Here is a 17707-nt window from a genome sequence, read left to right as displayed (position 1 = left end):
TATAATAATAGTTTTTCCAGACGTTTTTCTATCTCTCTTTATTAAGCCCTAATCTCTCAGTAAGTAAACGATGGTAGTAAATCGCGATAATTAACAAAATACCACCTACGCAGTAACCAGCTAAAATATCAGTTGGGTAATGTACATTTAAAATGACTCTACTTAATCCAATCGATAGAATTACTATACCCATCAAAATCGTTGTGACACATTTCCCAGCTACGCTTTTCAAATTAGCAGCAATGATATAAGTAAGAAATCCAAATGTCATAATTGATAGCATTGCATGTCCACTAGGAAAACTATATCCAAGTGCATCTAGCGCTTCATTTAATGACGGACGTTCTCTCTTTACAATCTCTTTTATCCCTTTATTCACAAGATGTGTTATTAAAATTCCCATTGGATATACAATCATCGCAGCATAATAACGCTTCTTCCAAAAAACAAGCAAACTTATAACGAGCGTAGCGACTATCCCAATTGCTGATCCCAATTTTGTAAAGTACGAGAAAAATGTAAGAGAACTTTCCGTTTGTAGCCCTCTTACTAATCCACGGACATATGTATCCATCACTGTAACGCCACCTGCATGTACGCGCCAAGCAACAATACCAAATACAGCAAATAACAAACCGATACACATTACCTCATACTGATGTAACTTCTTCTTCAAACGATTTCCTCCTACTATGAAAAAATGCGATTTCTACTTTAGAAACCGCATTTCCTTGCTTATTTACCTTTTGTTTTTAGCTCTGTCCAGTAACGATCATAGTCTTTTAACTTATCGTCTACATCAACAAGCCATTCTGTACGATCTAACTCTTCTTTCGTTAAGAAAATCATGTGATTATCACGGTATTCTTTACTATGAAGAGGATGAGCTTTTTCATTTGGATTACTGTAACCAATTGACTCGTAGTTTTTCACACTTACTTTTTCATCTAGTAAGTAGTTCATAAATTTCTCAGCAAGCTCTTTATGTTTTGCACCTTTTGGAATTGCTAACGTATCAGCCCAAATTGTGCCGCCTTCTTTTGGTACAACATATTCTACATCTTTATTATCTTTTGCGATAAATGCTGCATCTCCAGACCAAACTGTTCCGATCCAAGCATCTTCTGTAATGAATTTTTGTTTAATGTTATCTGTATCAAATGCTAATAAGTTTGGAAGCAGCTTCTTTAAATCATCTGCTGCTGTCTTTAATTGTGCATCGTCTTTCGTACTGTTTGAGAACCCGTGCTTCTTAAGACCCACTCCTAATACTTCACGAGAATCGTTCAGTAACGTTACATGTCCTTTATATTTCTCATTCCATAAGTCCGCCCAGCTTGTAGGTGCTTCTTTCACATACTTTTTATTGTATGCAATCCCTGTTACACCCCAAGTGTACACTAAAGAATATTTATTCTCTGGATCAAACGCAGGTGTTTTAAAATTAGAAACCATATTTTCGATATTCGGGATATTCTTTTTATCTAACGGCGCTAATAAGTCCATTTTCGCCATTGTTTTAACCATGTAATCCGACGGCTGAATTAAGTCATACTTTGCGCCACCAGCTTGTAATTTCGCAAGCATTTCTTCATTACTTGCGTACTTGTCATAGTTAATTTTCACATTATACTTCTTTTCAAAATCTTTTAGCACTTGCTCATCAAAATTGTCAGCCCAACTATAAATATTTAATTCTTCTTTCTTTTCACCACAACCAGCAAGCACACCAGCAACAAGGCTAAAGCTAATTGCTGCGCCAGCTATTCTTTTCATTAATTTCATCGGTTTATTACCCCCTTGTACTTTCTATATCGTTCGTATTATAAAGGAAGGTGTCCTCCAGAGTTTTCTTCACCATCTGCACCTTTGTTCCGGAAGATTTCAGATAGAACCATTAATCCTACGATAGCAACAATTAAAATTGTAGAAAGAGCATTAATTTCTGGTGATACTCCGCGCTTAACCATACTGTAAATGTATAGTGGCAATGTTGTTGATCCTGGTCCTGATACGAAGAAACTAATTACAAAATCATCAATTGATAATGTGAATGTTAATAATGCTGCCGAAATAACTCCCGGTGCAATTGCTGGGAACGTTACATAACGAAACGTTTGCCAAGGCGTTGCTCCTAGATCATTTGCAGCTTCTTCTAAGTCACGTCCCATACTTGAAAGACGCGCAGCTAAAATAACAACAACAAACGAAATGCTAAATGTAATATGTGCAATAATAATCGTTGTTTGTCCAAGTTCCATTCCTAACTGACTGAAAAGAATTAGTAAAGATAATCCCATTAAAATATCAGGAATTAAAATTGGTAAATATACAAGGCCATTAATAGCCCCTTCGAAACGATATTTATAACGATGTAAAGCAATTGCAAAGAATACACCAAGTACCGTTGTCACAATCGTTGTTATAACTGCAATCGTAATACTATTTACAAATGCATCAATAACATCTTGTTTTTGAAATAAATCTGTATACCAATGGAATGTAAAACCTTCCCACTCCGCATTAATGCGAGAGTCGTTGAAAGAATAGACCATTAAAACCATCATTGGAAAATACAAGAATAACAAAATTAACCAAGAATAAGAAACTAAAAACTTCTTCATCTTTGCCTATTCCCCTCCGTTCTCATTATATTTATATACTTTCGTTGCACGATAATATAAGTAAATTAACAGAACAGAGAATAGAACAACGATAATCGATAACGCAGATCCAAACGGCCAGTCACGTGCACCTAAGAATTGATTTTGAATAACGTTTCCGATTAATGCTACTTTCGATCCGCCCATCACGTCTGATACAACAAACATTCCGATAGAAGAAACGAATACTAAAATAGAACCAGTCGCAATTCCTGACATCGTCATCGGCACTGTTATATTCCAAAATGCCTTTATTGGTGTTGCTCCTAAATCATAAGCCGCTTCTAGCTTACGCTTATCCAACTGCTCAATTGCTGCATACACTGGTAAAATCATAAATGGTAATAAAGAATAGACCATTCCGAGTATTACAGAAGGAGTATTATATAATAAATTTAACGGTTCACTAATAATGCCAAGCTTTAATAACAACGTATTCACAAGACCTTGTGAACGTAAAATAACAATCCATGCGTATGAACGAACAAGAAAGTTAATCCAAAACGGGATCGTTGCCAATAATAAAAGAATAGAGCGGTATTTGCGGTCAACAATTGTAATTGTATACGCAAACGGATAACCAATTAATAAACATATTACTGTTGTAATAACTGCGATCTTAACAGTTTCCCATAACGTTCCTAAGTACAATGGATCAAATACACGGGATATATTCTCCAGCGTAAATTGCATTTCTACTGTCCCGTAAGCTCCGCGCTGCATGAAGGCGAATCCTAATACGAATACGAGCGGGATTAGGAAGAAAATTAGCAGCCACGCGACTGTAGGTAGTGCGAGTAATTTCCCTTTTTTCAATTTAAGGTCACCTCGTCCTCTTGCTCCCAGCCTACATATACATTATCTCCAATGCTCCACTGCGCTGCCTCTTCAGCAGTTTGATATGCCATTAGTAATTCTGATGTTTTCTCATCACGTACATAAAGCTTCTCCATATTTCCGACAAACTCAATATCTTCAATATGTCCAAGATGGTATTCTTTTAAAATTGGTTCTTCAACCGAACGTACTTTTACATTTTCAGGGCGAATTGCTACATAGCCTTCCCCGTTCTTCACAATATTATTTTCACCGATGAATGTCGCAACGAACAATGTTTTCGGCTTATTATAAATTTCTTTCGGCGTTCCGATTTGTTCGATATGTCCTTTATTCATAACGACAATACGATCGCTCATGCTCATTGCTTCTTCTTGATCGTGCGTTACGTATATGAACGTAATTCCTAAATTACGTTGTAAGTTTTTCAATTCACGTTGCAAGTCTTTTCGTAACTTAAAGTCAAGCGCTCCAAGTGGCTCATCTAATAGTAATACACGCGGATTATTTACAATCGCTCTTGCAATTGCAACACGCTGCTGTTGTCCACCAGAAAGCTTCGCAGGTTTACGATTACGGAACTCAAGTAACTGCGTTAAACGCATTGCCTCTTCAGCACGCTCTTTCTGCTCTGCTGCTGATACTTTCTGCATTTTCATACCAAAACAAATATTCTTCTCTACTGTCATATGTGGGAATAGTGCGTAATGTTGGAACACTAGGTTCATATGACGCTTATATGGCGGCAAATCGTTAATTCTTTCATCATCTAATAAAAGATTCCCTTTAGTTGGAGTTTCAAATCCTGCGATCATACGAAGTAAAGTCGTTTTCCCGCAGCCACTCGGCCCTAAAATTGTTAAAAACTCTCCCTCTTTAATATCTAAAGAAAGAGGTGGGATAATCACTTGATTTCCAAAATGTTTTTCAACTGCTTCAACTTTAATAATCTTTTTCATTTTCCCGTCCTATCTACCTTAAATTTTAAATTTTTATATTCATGAATAAATATTTATGTTCTATAGACTATTTTTTGTTTCGATCCAAACAAAAATGGTTATTTAACAAGCGTTCGTTTCTATTCTTTATGTAGTATGTTTGATTCATTTTCGCATGATACATAACGTCGAACAGAAAAACCCCTTCCATTGCGAAGGGGCTATTATCATACGGCTACGCCTACTGATAAACACCATCATCATTTTAACAACTTTCGTATGAATTTTAAAGCACTTTTTGTAGAAGAGTAACGAATTTTCATGTCGAATGCTGTAGATTGGGCTAAAATGCTTTTATAATGTGAAAAAGTCCGAAAACTTTCTTTCCCATGATAACCCCCTAATCCACTACTTCCAACACCCCCAAAAGGTAAATATGGCGTGGCAAGATGATAGACAACATCATTAATACAGCCTCCACCATATGAAATATTACTCGTCACTTTCTTTTGTACTTCTTTATCTTCAGAAAATACATATAACGCTAACGGCTTCGGATGTTGCTGGATTGTGCCAATTACATCTTCTATGTTGTCGTACTCTATGATTGGTAAAATCGGACCAAAAATTTCGTCTTCCATAACAGTATCTTTCCATGTAATATCCGCTAGTACTGTCGGTTCAATATGTAATGTATCTTTCTTATAGTTTCCACCAATTACGACTTGACCATCTTGTAAAAATCCACATAATCTTTCGAAATGACGCTCACTTACAATACGCACATAATTTTCATTTTGCAAAGGTTCTTTACTATACTGCTCTATAATTTCATGTCGCAGTGCCTCAATTAGCTTTTCTTTCACGGAAGAATGCACATACATATAATCAGGCGCTACACACGTCTGCCCTGCATTTAAAAACTTACCCCAAACAATTCTTCTTGCTGTCATCTCTATCTTTGCATCTTTATGTACAATACAAGGACTTTTCCCGCCAAGTTCTAAAGTGAGCGGCGTCAACTGTTTCGCTGCTGCTTCCATTACAACTTTTCCAACGCCAACACTACCAGTAAAGAAAATATAATCAAATGGTTCCCTCAGCAAAGATGTACTCTCTTCAACGCCACCTTCTACTACCGCTACAAGCTCTTCTGGGAATAATTCATCTAACATTCTCTTAAGCACTTTTGAAACGCTTGGTGTTAACTCTGACGGCTTTAAAACGATTGTATTTCCAGCTGCCAGTGCTCCTACAAGTGGTGCAATTGCTAATTGAAAAGGATAGTTCCACGGTGCAATAATAAGTGTCACACCATACGGTTCTGGCACTACTTTTCCTTTTGATCCAAAATGAGTAAGTGCTGTTCGAACTCGTTTCGGTTTACTCCACGATGACATATGTTTCAATTGAAAGGAAATTTCTTTTAATACATATCCAACTTCCGTTGTAAACGACTCGTGAACTGACTTATTTAAATCTAATTTCAATGCCTGAAATATTTCTTCTTCAAAATGCTGAATGCCTTCATAAAGCTTCTTCAAATTATTCTTTCGCATTTCGATGCTTCTCGTATGCCCTTTTAAAAAATATTCCTTTTGCCTACTTACAATAGAGGAAATACTCATTCACTCACCTTCTCCCACTATTTTTATCCAATTCTTTCATTATTTATATAGACTTCATATATAACAAATTTCTATTCTTAAGGTTACATTATATATGACTTTTTCAGCTATATAAAATTCATTGCTCACAAAAAAACTACCGAAAGAAAATCTCTCGGTAGTTTTACAGTATTAACGATATAAACGAACAGCACCTGCAGAATTATCATCAGCTTGTCCTACTACTTCAAACTTCAGACCAAGCTTCGGTAAAATACGTCCTGCATCTGGAATCTGTTGATTAATATACGTTTTAGAATCATCAAACTTCGGTACACCTGCTAAACCATCATACGTATACGTTCCACGCGTTGGAGATACAACTTTCCAAGCTGGCGTTTTATCGAATGAGAACGCCGCATCTGCGATTTGGAATCGCGTACTACTTTCCACTGTCGGTTTACCATTTAAAGTTCCTACAATTGCTTCTGGATGAGAATCAACTACACCTAGGAAACCGTGTCCTGGATGTACACCTACCCAGTTATCTGTGTAAGCTGAATCTGCATACCATACAACCATACCAGCGTTATATACTGGACCACGTGCAAATTTTAACGCGTTATCTGAACCAGCATAGTTTCTCCACTCAACATAGTAGTTATGGCTTTTCTTCTCTGTTCCGTTAGAAACAGCAAAACCATCTAATTTGAATTGTGGCGTACCTTCTGCGTCATCAGAGAATACTACTTTATCATCTACTGTTAATGAAGCATTATCAAGTAAGAAACCATTTAATGCTAAACCACCATCAGTAATGTAATCAAATGTTAATTTTACTTTCTTACCTTTGAACTGGCTTAAATCATATGATTTGTCAATCCATTTTCCATTTGTCGAATCTGCATTTCCACTATTTGCTTTCTCACCAAGTCTTTCAATTAACGTTTGTTGACCATCTTCCGTTACAGCGTGTACTTCAAGGAAATCATACTCTGCTTCAATTTCATATAATGATTTGAAGTCAAATTTTGCAGTCGTTGCATTTGTTAAATCGAACAGTGGTGTTTCCATCTTCGTATGAAGATCATCACCTTTTGTGCTGTAGTAATACTGTTTTCCGAATGCCGGCTCAATTGTTTTTATATCTTTGTCTGGTAAGTTAACACGAATCATACCTGGACGGTTAGATTTCGTAACACTTTGGTCTAAATATGTTGCTAGGCCGATACCTTTATTTAATTTCTCGTAATCTACTTCTACGATATTTGCCCAGTTACCACCGATTGTTTTTTGGAAAAACTCTTTATTTTGTGGTGATAAGCTCGTTGGTGTTGTACCTGCAATTTTACCAGCCCAGCTTCCGCCACTCATGATAGACCAAGCTTGAATTGGCTCACCAGCACCGCTATATTGTGTATCATACTCATCTGGTAAACCTAAATCATGACCATATTCATGCGCGAATACACCAACTGCTCCATCTTCTGGTTCAATTGTGTAGTCGAACGCTGCCATCTTTCCACCCCAATATGGAACTTTCGCTTGTGTACCTTCAATTGCGAATGGTTTTGGTCCAACTGTCCAGCGATGTGACCAAATTGCATCATCACCTAATTTACCACCACCTGCTTCTTGTCCAACACCTGCATGAATAATCATTAAGTGATCAATTAAACCATCCGGTTGATTTTTATTTCCATCACCATTTACATCATATTGATCAAATTGATCAAACTCTGATAGATCAAGACCGCTATCTACAGCTGCTTTTAATGCATCTTTTACTAAATCACGTGGGCCTTTTGGTCCTTTATTATCATGACCGCCGCTAGCAGCATCTGCACCGTAATCAGCAGCTTTACCAGGAACTGTTAACCATTTTGTAACTGTTCCGTCCACTGTGTAACTACCACCAGATTGCTCTTCGTAATATTGTTTAAACGTTTCAATTTTACTTCCATCATCTAATGTAAACGGCTCGTTGCCGAATAACATTTTTTCATAATGTTCTTTATTAAAATCGTTAGAATACATATATCCAGGCTCTTTGTCGATATTATTATGTTTAAAGTCAGCGTACTCTACAAGTAAAACGAGTACTTTATCTTTACGTACATCACCGTTATAGTCTTTTTGTTTCGCTGGAGAAGTTGGTACTTTACCATTTAGACCGCCTTTAACTGGGCCTGTCGCTGCAGGTGTTCCTGTTGCAGGGTTATCTAATTTTTCTTTCGTGTCTGCTTTCGCATCTTTCACTTTCTTTAAAAAATCAGATGCTTCTTTCGTAAGTTGATCCCCATTTGGTACTTCTTTCCCAGGATTTTCACCCTTTTTGTTCTCTACATACTTTTCGACAGCTTTCTTTGTTTCTTTCTCTGAAGCTGACGAATCAATTACCCCACGTTTTTTTAGCGCATCTGCTAAACGTTCTTCCGGAATTAAGTGATCATCAACTGGGCTCGTAGCTGTTTTATTCGCAGGCGTTTCAGCATATGCAGATTGAGTACCAGCTCCGAATGAAAGGCCTAATACAGCTGTTAAAGCGATTGATGACAAAACTTTGAACGGTTTCTTGTTCATCCCTTATTTCCTCCCCTAATAAATAATATGTATTACAAATTGAATTTTATTAAAAATTCAATATTTTTTCAATATTTAGTCATATTATGTAATATTTTTAATATATTTGTAAAAATTTCATAGTTAGCATACGAATATATCACAATTCAACAATGTTTTCTGAAAATATTGAAAGTTTTTATCGAACAATTTATAATTTCCATAGAGGGAGTTTAATGGGGATTTTATCTTTGTTTCATCTACACAATATTTGATAATTCACTATATAAAACACAAAATCCGATTGCATTATCATGTATTCTGTAGCAGCAATTATGACCGATAATTAGGGAGGAATTACATTTGTACAAAGATAAGACAGACGCACTGGATCAAGAATGGATTGATTTAATACTTGAAGCTCTAGATGCTGGTATCGCCATGCAAGACATCGAGCAATTTTTCCAACGTATGAAGCCATCCAGTCAGGCTCAATAGGTTTGTTCTTTTTAACGAAGTTTATGTTATAATAATGACATCATAAGACAACTACATATTGATAGAAAGGTGCGCAAATATGATTGGAGAACGTATAAAACGCCTTCGTTTACAAAAAGGGATTTCATTAACTGAACTTGCCGAAAAAGCTGGCGTTGCTAAATCTTACATTAGTTCTATAGAACGAAATTTACAAAAAAACCCTTCCATTCAGTTTCTTGAAAAGATCGCAGCAGTTCTACAAATTCCAGTTGATACTTTACTTCATGATGAAACAACAAAGGAAACTAACCTAGACTCCGAATGGACACAACTCGTTAAAGATGCAATGAACTCTGGTGTCTCCAAAGAACAATTTCGTGAATTTCTTGAATTTACAAAGTGGAAGCAAAATCAAAAATAATAATAGAAAGAAGTGCTTACAACCAGCACTTCTTTTTCTTTATAAAAAAAAGCGGGAATACCCGCTTTTTTATTATTTTTCTTCCCCAGCTTCTTGGTTGGCATTGAATGTCCATTCTAAATTCAATGTATCACCTTGGAAGATATTTTGGTCTTTTCCATCATCTACGAATTCAAATTGTACCCATAGATAATCCTCTGTACCAGCTGCTAATCCACCCTTTTCTCCCCACTCAGGAGCAAAGATATCTTTAGCTAAAAGATCTGGATCAACTTTTTGTAAGTCTGCTAAAGTTGTTTCATATACAGGCTCACTTTGTTTATCCCAGTTCCAAAGGAATTTTACTTTAACGTGCTTACCAAAGTCTTCACCAGCATTATCACCTTTTGCATCTTTAACAGTATACTTTGTTGCTAATTTAACGTCTTTAATAGTTAACGAACCGCTGTTTTGTAATAAGAACTCTTTCTTAACAGAATCCCCTGGTTTTAAATCTTTAATATCTACAAGCGTCTTAGGGTTTAATGTAAGGTCTAACGTCCCAGCTGCAAATGTATTGTTTGATACTTCTTTATCGCTAAAGAATGCAAATGTTCCTCCACCAATTAAAGCTAACCCCAATGCTGCTGATGCAACTCCCATACCTAATTTCTTTTTCAGACTCACAATCAATTCCCCCTAGCTTTTTTTTATATTTTTATCACTTATTTTTCAATAAGAGATGTAAAGAAAACTATATTAGCTTAGCTAATATGCGTTCTTTTTTAAAAACCTTATGTTCATTATAACGAACAACTCTATATAAACACAACACATATTTATTAATATTTTCAGTTATTTTTATTTCTCAATATTTTTTAGACTTTTCAGAAAAATAATGATAATTTATAACTTTTTTCACACTCAAATCATTTAATACTATAAGAAAAAAGAAAAACAAAGAGGTGAGGGCTAACGTTCCCTCACACTCGTATAAATATTACTAGTCTTGCTTATTCGTTCACTCTCTCTTACACCACATTCTTGTTTTCTGGCTGTTTCACTAAAGCAGTTACTCCACTTTCTTTTGCTCTTCTACTTTTTTCTGTTCTTCTACTTTCTTCTGTTCTTCTACTTCCTTCTGTTCTTCGGCTTTCTTTTGTTCTTCGGCTTTCTTCTGTTCTTCTACTTTCTTTTGTTCTTCGGCTTTCTTTTGTTCTTCTACTTTCTTCTGTTCCTCTGCTTTCTTTTGTTCTTCGGCTTTCTTTTGTTCTTCTACTTTCTTCTGTTCCTCTGCTTTCTTTTGTTCTTCTACTTTCTTTTGTCCTTCCGCTTCAATTGCAACGTTTAATTGTTGCTGAAGAGCCTGAATTTGCTCATCAATAGCTTTCAAGCTAATTTCTTTCTCAATATAGTCACGCTTCTCTTTGATACTGCGAAAGCCTTCATTTACATATATGGACACTTGCTGCATCGACTCATCTTTATTTACCTTTAATTCTTCTTGTATTTGATTGTAAGGAGCTTCTATTTCAGTATATACATTTTGCAGAGCTTCCTTCTCAGCAACAATTTTCTCACGCCCTTGTTGCCATACAGAAATCGCCTGTTTTATTTCTTCAATAGAAGTTGCTTTCGATTTCCCCTTCATCGTTCCATACTCACGCTCAATAAACTGTTTATGTTTCTCAGATTGCTCTTTTAACGTATTAACTGTTTTCGGAAATATAATTGCTGTAGAAAGCGTCGCTTCTACTTTCGTTTCATGAATGAACGCCGCTTCTGTATGCGTCATAATTTGAGATCCTAAATAAAACGTAATAGAACACATACACGGCAATATAAGCATCTTTTTAAAATTACGCGGTCTTTTCAGCATCTTAATCTCTCCCATCGAACATTACGTTCTTTATACAGAACATTATCTATATTATAGTAAAGAACTATTAAAATTGATAGACAAATACTAGAAAAATAGAAAAAGGGCTATCCATGTGATAGCCCTTTTTATTATTATCTTTCTTCACCTGCTGTTTGTTGTGCATCAAACGTCCAATTTAATTGTAACTTATCGCCTTGGAATTGATTTTGATCTTTTCCATTATCAACGAACTCAAATTTCACTTTGAATTTATCAGATTTACCTGCTGAAATACCTTTTTCATCCCAGAACCAAGCCGATAAATCATTATCTACAGCTGTAAGTGTGTCACCTTTTAATTTATCTAAAGTAGTTTGTTTCACAATTGTCTCATGCTTATCTACATTTTTTAAGAATGTTACTTTAATATGTTTACCAAAATCATCTTTATTATCTTTCTTTACATCTTCTACATTATAATCTGTTTTCAGTAGAACCTTTTTAATATCTAAAGAACCTTTATTTTCTAGTTTAAATTCTTTTTCAATTGTATCCCCAGGTTTTAAATTCGATACGTTAACAACTGTTGATGGATTTAATGCTAAATCCAGTGTTCCAGCCGCAAATGTATTGTTTGACACTTCTTTATCACTGAAAAATGCAAATGTTCCTCCACCAACTAAAGCTGCTCCTAATACTGCTGATGTAATACCCATTCCTAATTTTTTCTTTAAAGTCATGTCCATATCCCCTTAATATATATTTGTTAACTTCCTAAACGGAAAGTATAACCAAACGAACTAGACGGATTGTTCTACTTTTTTATCTTTCTTTTCTCCGTCAATGCTACGAATAGCACCAAAAATAGAAATAGCGGAATAACCAAGCAAAAAGACTCCTGGAATAATAAGAAGCAATGCTGCTCCCGCTTTTGAATTCGCATAATTCAGTAAATAACCAACATACGGAACTGTAATATCTGCATACTTTCCAACTACATTTTCTGCAAGTACTGGCTCTAAATCTGGTCCGTTGTTGTTATCCCCTTTTGTTTCATACATTACTTTTCCATTTGTATCTTTCACACCGATAATACGGTGAGTGATAATTTTTTGATCTTTCTCTTTAAAGGTAATAACATCACCTTTTTGATATTTAGAACCATCTTTGTTTGGTTCTATTGCAATGATTGATCCTGTTAAAAACGTCGGCTCCATTGATCCTGAAAGAACGCTCTTAAATTGATATCCCATCACTGTCGGATCACCACCGCTTGCTTTTGAAGAAATAACTACAAAAGCTAAAAAAACCATCAATGCAAATAAAACAAATGAGATCGCGTTGCTAATTATCTTCCATATTAATTTCATCGTCTCTCTCCCTCTCCGTTGTTTTATATTATTTGAAGTATGCAATATCCACTTTGTTCTTTAACAAGAACACAAGTAAATGATATAACGAACTTTAAGTTATTGCAATAAGAAAATTTACAATTATTAGTTATTTAAAATATAGAAAAAAGACTGTGCCAAAATTTTACACAGTCTTTTTATTAGTAATTTATTTACCTTCTGATTTCATTCCTTTTGTATTTCGGCGCAACACTACATATAAAATTGCTCCAAATAATATAATCGCACCTATCCCAACACTTATTACTTTCACATTTGAGTCTTTTACTTCAGGCATAGTTGTATCTTTTTTAGGCATCGTAAAAGTGACATCTTCTGTTGAAAGAACATTTACCGTCGCAATTGTTTGATTATTTTTCGTAATATCAACTGCACCAACTACCTCACCACGATGTATTCCTTTATGATATAAAGATTCTTTATCTAATGAAGCCGCCCGGAAAATAGTTTTCACATTTTTCCCTTCATCTTTCTTAAGCATAAGCTCCGCACTTTGTTCCAACTCAGAATTAACATCTTTATTTAAATATGTTGTTTTTTGATGCCAATTATGTTTATCAAGCACCATTTGCTTCGTAAATTGACCGAAAGAATATTCCGCCATCTGCTTCAAATCTTCATAAATTTCAGGTCTTTGAGAAGCCATTACTACGCTTATAATACGATTTCCATCTTTCTCATTTAATAAAACAAGTGTATTACGTGCTTCATTCGTAAACCCTGTCTTACCGCCAATGCTATATGGATTTTCAAAAAAATTAGATTTATTAAAAATAGACACCGTCTGCCTAGACGTCGTAACTGTCGTTCTTTTCGTATTCATCGCTTGTAAAATTTCAGGATACTTTTGCACACCCTTCGTAATCATAGCCATATCATACGGCGTCGTATAATGGTTCGGATCATGCAATCCATTCGGTGTTACAAAGTGGCTATCTTTCGCTCCTAATTGCTTCGCTTTCTCATTCATCATATTAGCGAAATTCTCAACACTCCCGCCAATCCGCTCCGCAATCGCATACGACACATCATTCGCACTCAGCACCATTAAAATCATAAGCGCAGTATTTCTATTAATTGTCTCTCCAGGTTGAAATTCAATTTGATAATTACTCTTCTCTTGATCTAATGCTAATTGTGAAAATGTAAATTGATCCTCTGGCTTTGTATGCTCCATGAGTAAAATCGCTGTTAACACCTTCGTCGTACTAGCAGGATATGCTCGTTGATATGCGTTTTTATCATACAAAACATCTCCTGTTTTCGCATCAATTGTCGTTGCAAACTGACTAAAAACATTCGGTCCTTCCGCAGGTGGTGGTGCAACTTGTTCTGGATTTACTCCAATATTCGTCTCAGCACGCAATGTTATGGGCGTCAAAAAAAACGAACAAATAACTGTAATAAAAACCAAAATTTTCTTAAAATTTACCATATGACTCTCCCTTTTCCATTTACTCCTTAACAAAATAATAAATCTACCAATCATATGTAATTTGTATTATATTGGAAGAAATTTCACTATTTTTTACTATATCATACTTTTACGATAAAGAACATAAATATACAATAAAAATAAGAAGGAATTACTCTTTCTTATCCTTCTCATCAATCAACGAATCTATTAACTTTTGACTAGCTTCCTCGGGCGTAATCTCATCTGTTATTCCCATAAACGACCAACCTTTAGAATCAACCCACTCAACAAACTCTTGTAAAAATTCATCATGTGTAACATCCACATCAAGAATCGATCCATTAATCGAAATCGTTCTATTTTTAGACACGCGCATCTTGAACGTTTTTCTTACCATTACAACTTTTCTCCCTCTACTTCTGAATATTTATAAAGTGAAACTTTCATCAACCCTCACGAATCGGACTTTTACGGGCATTCCGACCCGAACCTAACTTCTTTACTTTTGCTGAATTTCGAGGTAAGGGATCTTACTGCCCGCAAATAGCGAGATAAAATAATCATGTATCTCTGTTATACATGATTTTCAGTAAATTGTAAAAAGGATATATTGGCCAATTTAAATAGCAAAAATAAAAATCTCTTACCTACGTAAACGTAATACGACATACAATCGCTCATAAATTATTAAATAAATCCATAAAAATATACACTTTAAAACATAATTGAGTAAGCCATTCTAGTCTTTTGGAAGATATTATCTAAAATAGTATACTAAACGGATAAAGGATATTTGAATAAAGAAACTGAGGCCCTCTATTTAGCTGGATTCTTAAGTTGTAGACTTAAAGACTGATGCCTGAATTCATATTTAATTTCTATTTCTGTACATCATATCGTAAGAAAGAAGGTAGTACTGTGAAAACAACAGAAAATTTTACTGACAGGGCCGATATATATGCAAAATATCGCCCTAGTTATCCTAATGAATATATTGATTACTTGCTTTCAGCTAACCAACTGAAAGGGAATCGGATTGTGGCTGATATTGGTTCAGGTACGGGGATATTTAGCCACCAGCTGCTTGAAAGTGGTTTACATGTTATTGGAGTTGAGCCAAATGATGATATGAGAAAGATGGCTGAGCAATCATTAAAACTATATTCTCGTTTTCAATCCATAAAAGCAACTGCTGAACATACCACTTTAAAAGAAAATAGTGTAGATTTAGTAACTGTTGCCCAAGCATTTCATTGGTTTGATAAAGAGGCTTTCAAAATCGAATGCCAACGAATTTTAAAACAAAAAGCAAATGTTGCACTTGTTTGGAATAGTAGAGATTTAACTAGTCCACTTATTAAAGAGAATGCAGAAATTTGCCAGAAAACCTGTCCAAACTTTAAAGGCTTTAGCGGTGGAATAGATGAAACTCCAGAAGTATTTAACAACTTTTTTAAAGATGGAAAGTATGATTTTAAAGAATATCAAAATGATTTACTTTTTGATTATGAAGGGTTTTTGGGAAGGAATTTATCAGCATCTTATGCTCCGAAAGAAAATGACGAACAGTATAAAAATTTTATTTTTCTCCTATCAGAGCTATTCGAAAAATACAGTAAAGATGGAAAAATTATTCTCCCGAATTTAACACGAAGCTATCTAGGCAATGTATAAACAGCCTGATACAAAGAGACTTTGAACGGAATTAAAACAAGCTTAACCCCTCCCTGAATGTAGAAGGAGGTTAGGCTTGTTTTGCATTTTACCACATCAAATTCAAATGACTTTCGTACAATAAAGTAGAATATATTAGAAAACACCTTAAACTAAGGAGGAACTCAATGGCGCGTTGTACGTATTGTAAAACGAAGTGGAAAGTAAAAGATGTATGGTCAATACTCGTGGCATTTGAAAAAGATTGTCCGTATTGTTTGGGGAGGCAATATCTATCAAAGAAAACAGTGAACGCTATGCCAGAACTTATAAGCTTACCTTTACACTTCTTGTTCCCTTTTCTTGTTGATTTGAGTGATGAAGGTCCTTTGGATTGGTATCGGAAATAATATAACCTCTACATCCAAAGACTACTTTCTACTAAATTCGCTTCTCATCATTATCCCTTCATACATTACTCTCATAATCGCTTATACTTTCCCTTTTAAAGATCCCATAGCTCAACAGGAAGAGCGTCCCCTGAACAAATTTTATCAATTATGACTAAAAAAACAGTGATATATGTATACTGTTAAACATAAAAAATTAGCATTAGGTTCCAATTAAATATTAATTGAAACCCAACACTACTTGTATTCTGTAATTCAGAATACAAGTAGTGTTTTTTATTATGCATTTTTGCATACAGTATTGTTTTCTCTTGTAAATAGATAATAATGGTATATAATAAAACCAACGTTTTACCAATAAAAGGTAATAAAGAGTAGTGGGATAAGCAAATAACCAAAACGTATTAACAGATTTGTTCTATGTAAATCATGATACATATATGGAATCAAAACTATGAAATTTTATGTAGGGATTAGATTACTACAAGATGAAAGATTCATAGCGAATGCACTCGAGGAAAAAAGTGTTCGATTAGATTAATGTTATAAAACTACTTAATGTGATATCTATCGAACGAATTGAGAATATACTTAGGGGGAATTTCAAGTGAAGGCATTTAGTAAAGTATTATTAACTGGCGCATTAGCTTTAGGCGTTTTAACGGTTATGAACATTGAAACACCAAAAGCACATGCTGACGAATGGGATGGTTGTCATTACATTTGTGGTCCTGGTGAAACGGTGAACGGTGTTACAGTTCAGGTACACTCTACACAAGTTACTTTTGGTAACAGCGTAATTGCAAGAATTACAAATGACCGAGCTGAAGAAATTCATTACAATGTCAGCCTTGAAAAGAAATATGGCGATAGATGGGGAGAATTTGAAACCAACTTCCGTTGGCAAAATCAATGGGTCCCAGCTGGAAGCAATGATGAAATTGCAACTTTCACAGGATATGGCGATGATATTTATGAGGATGGAACATATCGTTATAAAGTCGAAATAAAAGGCGCTGACGGTTCTATTGATACAATTTACACAGCAGGAATGACAGTTACAGGACGATAGCTTATGAACAAGCTCCATTATTTATACTTGTATTTTTGATGATATCATTGATAATTGCGGTGATATTATTATTATTGAAATAAGCTCTTCGGGGCTTATTTTTTATATACAAATTAGAATGATAATATTCAGAAAATTACATCTTTACACTACTAAAGTTTGTTGCTATTATAGGAATACATCAAATGTTACAATACTCAACAAATTGTACAAATCCTCCGATTACACGAATGAAATGAAAATACATTGCTGATGGTAACATTTATAGTTGGGATCCCGTAGCTCAGCAGGGAGAGCGCCACCTTGACAGGGTGGAGGTCGTGAGTTCGAGCCTCTCCGGGGTCATATAAAAAAGAGACACCATATCAACCTTCTACGTGATATAGTGTCTCTTT

18 protein-coding genes and 1 tRNA gene are annotated in these 17707 nt (G+C 35.0%); 6 read left to right on the top strand and 13 right to left on the bottom strand.

Going from position 1 to position 17707, the window contains the following annotated elements; all coding sequences use genetic code 11:
• Positions 1 to 28: 28 nt before the first annotated feature.
• From ACTFRM_RS02865 to inhA1, 7 genes are all read right to left on the bottom strand, one after another.
• Positions 29 to 676 carry a phosphatase PAP2 family protein gene (locus tag ACTFRM_RS02865; protein WP_000727792.1) on the bottom strand — a complete coding sequence of 216 codons (648 nt, stop codon included), beginning with the start codon at positions 674 to 676 and terminating at the stop codon, positions 29 to 31.
• A 59-nt stretch (positions 677 to 735) separates the two neighbouring features.
• The gene (potD, locus tag ACTFRM_RS02860; RefSeq protein WP_000772485.1) at positions 736 to 1785 is read right to left on the bottom strand and encodes a spermidine/putrescine ABC transporter substrate-binding protein PotD; all 1050 of its coding nucleotides are present in this window, start codon (positions 1783 to 1785) and stop codon (positions 736 to 738) included.
• A 38-nt stretch (positions 1786 to 1823) separates the two neighbouring features.
• Entirely contained in the window at positions 1824 to 2624 is an 801-nt protein-coding gene (gene potC, locus ACTFRM_RS02855; RefSeq protein ID WP_000714192.1) for a spermidine/putrescine ABC transporter permease PotC, read from the bottom strand.
• Between the two features lie 6 nt (positions 2625 to 2630).
• A complete protein-coding gene (potB, locus tag ACTFRM_RS02850) occupies positions 2631 to 3479 on the bottom strand; it encodes a spermidine/putrescine ABC transporter permease PotB (protein WP_000715500.1) in 849 nt (282 codons plus the stop codon).
• Entirely contained in the window at positions 3476 to 4459 is a 984-nt protein-coding gene (gene potA, locus ACTFRM_RS02845; RefSeq protein WP_000720333.1) for a spermidine/putrescine ABC transporter ATP-binding protein PotA, read from the bottom strand. Before potA ends, potB begins: the two co-directional genes overlap by 4 nt.
• Before the next feature lie 239 nt (positions 4460 to 4698).
• Entirely contained in the window at positions 4699 to 6066 is a 1368-nt protein-coding gene (locus ACTFRM_RS02840; protein WP_000028375.1) for an aldehyde dehydrogenase, read from the bottom strand.
• Between the two features lie 171 nt (positions 6067 to 6237).
• Positions 6238 to 8628, bottom strand: coding sequence for a M6 family metalloprotease immune inhibitor InhA1 (inhA1, locus tag ACTFRM_RS02835; protein ID WP_001035936.1), 2391 nt, complete (start codon positions 8626 to 8628; stop codon positions 6238 to 6240).
• 342 nt (positions 8629 to 8970) lie between these two features.
• On the opposite strand from inhA1, the gene ACTFRM_RS02830 reads away from it, so the two are divergent.
• Positions 8971 to 9105 (top strand): anti-repressor SinI family protein, encoded by a 135-nt coding sequence (locus tag ACTFRM_RS02830; protein WP_000276219.1) that lies wholly within the window; start codon positions 8971 to 8973, stop codon positions 9103 to 9105.
• A 79-nt stretch (positions 9106 to 9184) separates the two neighbouring features.
• Positions 9185 to 9508 (top strand): helix-turn-helix domain-containing protein, encoded by a 324-nt coding sequence (locus ACTFRM_RS02825; RefSeq protein WP_000578885.1) that lies wholly within the window; start codon positions 9185 to 9187, stop codon positions 9506 to 9508.
• A 72-nt stretch (positions 9509 to 9580) separates the two neighbouring features.
• On the opposite strand, the gene calY is transcribed toward ACTFRM_RS02825, so the two are convergent.
• From calY to ACTFRM_RS02795, 6 genes are all read right to left on the bottom strand, one after another.
• A complete protein-coding gene (gene calY, locus ACTFRM_RS02820; protein ID WP_000053713.1) occupies positions 9581 to 10174 on the bottom strand; it encodes a biofilm matrix protein CalY in 594 nt (197 codons plus the stop codon).
• Positions 10175 to 10559: 385 nt separating this feature from the next.
• Entirely contained in the window at positions 10560 to 11366 is an 807-nt protein-coding gene (locus ACTFRM_RS02815; RefSeq protein WP_440043089.1) for a DUF4047 domain-containing protein, read from the bottom strand.
• 134 nt (positions 11367 to 11500) lie between these two features.
• Positions 11501 to 12088 (bottom strand): CalY family protein, encoded by a 588-nt coding sequence (locus tag ACTFRM_RS02810; protein ID WP_000172852.1) that lies wholly within the window; start codon positions 12086 to 12088, stop codon positions 11501 to 11503.
• A 60-nt stretch (positions 12089 to 12148) separates the two neighbouring features.
• Positions 12149 to 12718: a signal peptidase I SipW gene (gene sipW, locus ACTFRM_RS02805; RefSeq protein ID WP_000767792.1), complete on the bottom strand. Its 570-nt coding sequence runs from the start codon at positions 12716 to 12718 to the stop codon at positions 12149 to 12151.
• A 190-nt stretch (positions 12719 to 12908) separates the two neighbouring features.
• Positions 12909 to 14195 (bottom strand): D-alanyl-D-alanine carboxypeptidase family protein, encoded by a 1287-nt coding sequence (locus tag ACTFRM_RS02800; protein WP_440043087.1) that lies wholly within the window; start codon positions 14193 to 14195, stop codon positions 12909 to 12911.
• A 151-nt stretch (positions 14196 to 14346) separates the two neighbouring features.
• Positions 14347 to 14574 carry a hypothetical protein gene (locus tag ACTFRM_RS02795; protein ID WP_000251856.1) on the bottom strand — a complete coding sequence of 76 codons (228 nt, stop codon included), beginning with the start codon at positions 14572 to 14574 and terminating at the stop codon, positions 14347 to 14349.
• Between the two features lie 521 nt (positions 14575 to 15095).
• Between ACTFRM_RS02795 and ACTFRM_RS02790 the strand changes: the two genes are divergently transcribed.
• The 4 genes from ACTFRM_RS02790 to ACTFRM_RS02775 all read left to right on the top strand — a co-directional run bounded on the left by ACTFRM_RS02790 (position 15096) and on the right by ACTFRM_RS02775 (position 17657).
• Entirely contained in the window at positions 15096 to 15851 is a 756-nt protein-coding gene (locus tag ACTFRM_RS02790; RefSeq protein ID WP_000858660.1) for a class I SAM-dependent methyltransferase, read from the top strand.
• 167 nt (positions 15852 to 16018) lie between these two features.
• The gene (locus ACTFRM_RS02785) at positions 16019 to 16240 is read left to right on the top strand and encodes a hypothetical protein (protein ID WP_060852289.1); all 222 of its coding nucleotides are present in this window, start codon (positions 16019 to 16021) and stop codon (positions 16238 to 16240) included.
• 607 nt (positions 16241 to 16847) lie between these two features.
• Positions 16848 to 17312: a hypothetical protein gene (locus ACTFRM_RS02780; RefSeq protein WP_000643276.1), complete on the top strand. Its 465-nt coding sequence runs from the start codon at positions 16848 to 16850 to the stop codon at positions 17310 to 17312.
• Between the two features lie 272 nt (positions 17313 to 17584).
• Positions 17585 to 17657: transfer RNA gene (locus ACTFRM_RS02775), tRNA-Val, on the top strand.
• Positions 17658 to 17707: the final 50 nt, after the last annotated feature.

It is taken from the genome of Bacillus cereus group sp. MYBK227-1 (assembly GCF_051916325.1).
Lineage (GTDB): Bacteria > Bacillota > Bacilli > Bacillales > Bacillaceae_G > Bacillus_A > Bacillus_A cereus.
The sequence above is the reverse complement of the archived record's forward strand: the minus strand, read 5'-3'. Positions and strand labels throughout refer to the sequence as shown.